The sequence below is a fragment of the Rhodococcus sp. (in: high G+C Gram-positive bacteria) genome (assembly GCF_049286785.1).
Lineage (GTDB): Bacteria > Actinomycetota > Actinomycetes > Mycobacteriales > Mycobacteriaceae > Rhodococcus_F.
Genome location: NZ_JBAQEO010000713.1, coordinates 1 through 3,396, shown reverse-complemented (window position 1 = coordinate 3,396; position 3,396 = coordinate 1). Strand labels below are relative to the sequence as shown.

The window sequence follows — 3,396 nt, the reverse complement described above, 5'->3', positions numbered from 1 at the left end:
CTGCAGAATCGGTGATCTCGGTCGCCGTTCCACGACAATTCGGCTGTCGGTTCGCGCTGTGATTCGCCGAGCATCAGTGGGCCTGCCCCGCATGGGCGGGCCGACGCCGGCCGCGGCCCGCACGGGCCGCGTGCTGGGCGGCGATGTACCCGAACACCATGGCCGGGCCGATGGTCGCGCCGGCGCCCGCGTATTCGTTGCCCATCACCGACGCGGACGCGTTTCCTGTCGCGTAGAGACCGTTGATGACGGAACCGTCCTCGCGCAGCACGCGGGCGTCGGCGTCGGTGACCAGACCACCCTTGGTGCCCAGGTCACCCGCGTCGCAGCGGACCGCGTAGAACGGGCCTCGGACGATCTCGTCGAGGCACGGGTTCCTCATCGTCGGGTCACCGTAGTAGCGGTCGTAGGCGCTGTCCCCGCGCCCGAAATCCTCGTCGACTCCGTTTCGGGCGAACCCGTTGAAGCGATCGATGGTGGCGATCAGCGACCCGGGCCGCACGCCGATCTTGTCGGCCAGTTCGCTCAGTGTGTCGGCCTTGTGCGCGACACCCGAGTCGTAGAAGCCCTGCGGGAACGGAACACCGGGCAACACCTGCGCGAACGGGTACCGCGACCTCGCCTTGGTGTCCATCACGAACCATGCCGGCACGTGACCACCCTCGAGCTGGTCGTGCACGAAGTTCACGTAGGGCGACGATTCGTTGGTGAAGCGTTCACCCCTGCCATTGACGATCACCGACGGCGGGATGCAGCGTTCCGACACCAGCGGAATCACCGCGCCCGTCGGGTGGATCACCGAGGGCATCCACCAGGCGTCGTCCATCAGGTCGACGGCCGCGCCGAGCTGCTGTCCGGCCAGGATGCCGTCACCGGTGTTCTCCCGGGCACCGGCACTGATGTCCGGCGCGCCGAGCTTCGGCAGGTATTCGGCGCGCATCTTCGCGTTGTGATCGAAGCCGCCGGTGGCGATCAGCACACCCATCCGTGCACCGATCCGGATGGTCTTCCCTGAACGCTCGGCCACCGCACCCGTCACTGTGCCGTCGCTTCCGACGATCAGTTCGGTCATGGGCGTCTTCAGCCACAGCGGGACGCCGGCGTCCTCGAGGACCATGCGCAGTCGTGCCACCAGAGCGCGCCCTCCGGTGGCCATGTGCCGACGGCGGATCACGTTCGACGACACGCGCCACGCCGCGACCAGAGATGCCCTGCGACCCTTCCATGTTCGCTTGACCATCGCCAGATCGTGGTAGTCCTTGGATGTCACCCACAATCCCAGCGGACCCTTCATGCTGTTGGGACGCTGGAACTTTTCGTCCTCCTTCAGCGCCCGGGTGTCGAACGGCTTGCACTCGATGGTGCGTCCGAGAGGGCGGCCACCGTCGTATTCGGGGTGGTAATCGGAGTAGCCCTTGACCCAGTACATCTTCATGTGCGGGCTCTTGCCGAGCAGTTCCATGAGCTCGGGACCCTTGTCGACGAACGCGTCGAGGCGGTCGGCCGGCACCTTGCCCTCGGTGATGATGTCGAGATAGCGGCGCACCGACTCACGCGAGTCGACGACACCCTTCGCGCGCAGGGTGGGAGCGTTGGGAATCCAGATGCCGCCGCCGGAGATCGCGGTGGAGCCGCCGAACTTCTTCCCCTTGTCGATGACGAGGGTGTCGAGCCCGAGGTTCGCCGCGGTGGCGGCCGCAGCCATACCGCCCCCGCCGCTTCCCACGACCAGGAAATCGACTGTGTGGTCGAAGTTCTCGGCGTTGTCGCCGGTTTGCGGTGCGCTCATCGCTCGCCACTGTCCTTTCGGAGGAGGAAGGCGAGAACAGCACTCTCGAATGCCGTCTTCTGCTCGATCATCGCCCAGTGACCGCAATCGGGAAACACGTGTAGTTCCGCCTTCGGAATCAGTCGCATCGGCAGGATCGCCATGTCCATCGGGCTCACCCGGTCATCACGACCCCAGGTCAGCAGGGTCGGGGCGGTGATCTTGTGGAGTTGTGCCCAGTACGGCGTGACGTCCCTGTCGAGGGCCGCCTTGGTCTGGGCCCGGAACGCGGCCTTCCCGTACATCCGGCGGGCGCCGGCGAGAGTGGCCGGATCGGTGGCCTGCGTCCAGCGCTCCTCGATCAGTTCTTCCGTCACCATCGCAGGGTCGAACACCATCGAGTGCAGCCACTCGATCAGCCGTTCGCGGGTGGGGTCCTCCGTGAACTCCATCAGGAGCTTGATGCCCTCACCGGGACCGGCGCTGAAGAGGTTCTTGCCGATTCCTCCGATCGTCACCAGCTTGGTGACGCGCTCGGGATGCGCGATGGCGAACTGGGTACCGATGATGCCGCCCATCGAGTTTCCGATGATCGATACGTCGTCGAGTCGCAGCCCGTCGAGGAAACGAAGCAGTGCGTCGCCGGCCGTGAGCATCGGATGCCCGCCGAAATCGTCACTGACTCCGAAGCCGGGAAACTCCAGAACCAGCGTGCGGAAGTGCTCGGCGAACACACCGAGGTTGCCGCGGAAGTTGCGCCAACCGGTCACGCCGGGGCCGGATCCGTGCAGCAGCAGGAGCGGTGGCCCGTCGCCGGCCTCATGGTAGCGAAGCACGCCGAGGTCGGTGGTCAGCTCCTTCAGGGTGCCCTCGTAGCTCACGTCAATCGTCATGGCCGTCACGTTGCCAGCGCCCCGGGCGCACCGACCGAAATCGTCCCGGTCAGCGAGACAATCCGCCGTCATACGGGGTGCCGAAACGAGGTTTCCGCTCATCGAGACGAGCGCGCGTCACCGGCCCTCCGCTGCCCATACGCTCGGCGGGACTCGCCGAATCGGTCGGCGACGCACCGCAACCGGAAGGTGGACTCATGCCGGCGAATTCGATCGAGTGCCAGCTCACGACGACGAGCACGCCGACCCCTGACGAGATGCGCAGAGTGCTGGGGCATTTCGCCAGTGGAGTCACGGTGGTGACCGGTCTGACCGACGAGACGCCGGTCGGCTTCACCTGCCAGTCGTTCGCCTCGGTGTCCCTCGAGCCGCCACTGATTCTCTTCTGCGCAGACCATCGCGGACGGGCCTGGCCGCTCATCCGCAAGTCCGGACGCTTCAGCATCAACGTACTCCGCGAGGACCAGACGGATATCTGCTTCCGGTTCGGGTCGAGCCGAGGGCTCAAGTTCGACGGACTCGACTGGGAGGAGTCACGATGGGGGACGCCCATGATTCCGGACGTCCTGATGCGGGTGCATGCCGACGTGGAGTCGGTGCACGCCGCCGGCGATCACGACGTGGTGATCGGGCGGGTGCTCGAGCTCGAGGCCGTGTGCGCGGAGCGGCCGATGGTGTTCTTCCGCGGCGGGTTCGGCATCGACGCTGCTCAGTAGTCGGTGCGCGGTCGAGGGG

At 66.3% G+C, this 3,396-nt stretch carries 3 protein-coding genes; 1 reads left to right on the top strand and 2 read right to left on the bottom strand.

All coding sequences use genetic code 11. The features are described from left to right. Positions 1-73: 73 nt before the first annotated feature. Both WAW17_RS25870 and WAW17_RS25865 read right to left on the bottom strand, forming a co-directional pair. Positions 74-1,789, bottom strand: coding sequence for an FAD-binding protein (locus tag WAW17_RS25870; RefSeq protein ID WP_422335733.1), 1,716 nt, complete (start codon positions 1,787-1,789; stop codon positions 74-76). Beyond that, positions 1,786-2,661 (bottom strand): alpha/beta fold hydrolase, encoded by an 876-nt coding sequence (locus tag WAW17_RS25865; RefSeq protein WP_422335732.1) that lies wholly within the window; start codon positions 2,659-2,661, stop codon positions 1,786-1,788. The genes WAW17_RS25870 and WAW17_RS25865 overlap by 4 nt, the downstream gene beginning before the upstream one ends. Positions 2,662-2,858: 197 nt before the next feature. Here WAW17_RS25865 and WAW17_RS25860 point away from each other — a divergent pair, with 197 nt between their 5' ends. After that, entirely contained in the window at positions 2,859-3,377 is a 519-nt protein-coding gene (locus WAW17_RS25860) for a flavin reductase family protein (protein ID WP_422335731.1), read from the top strand. Positions 3,378-3,396: the final 19 nt, after the last annotated feature.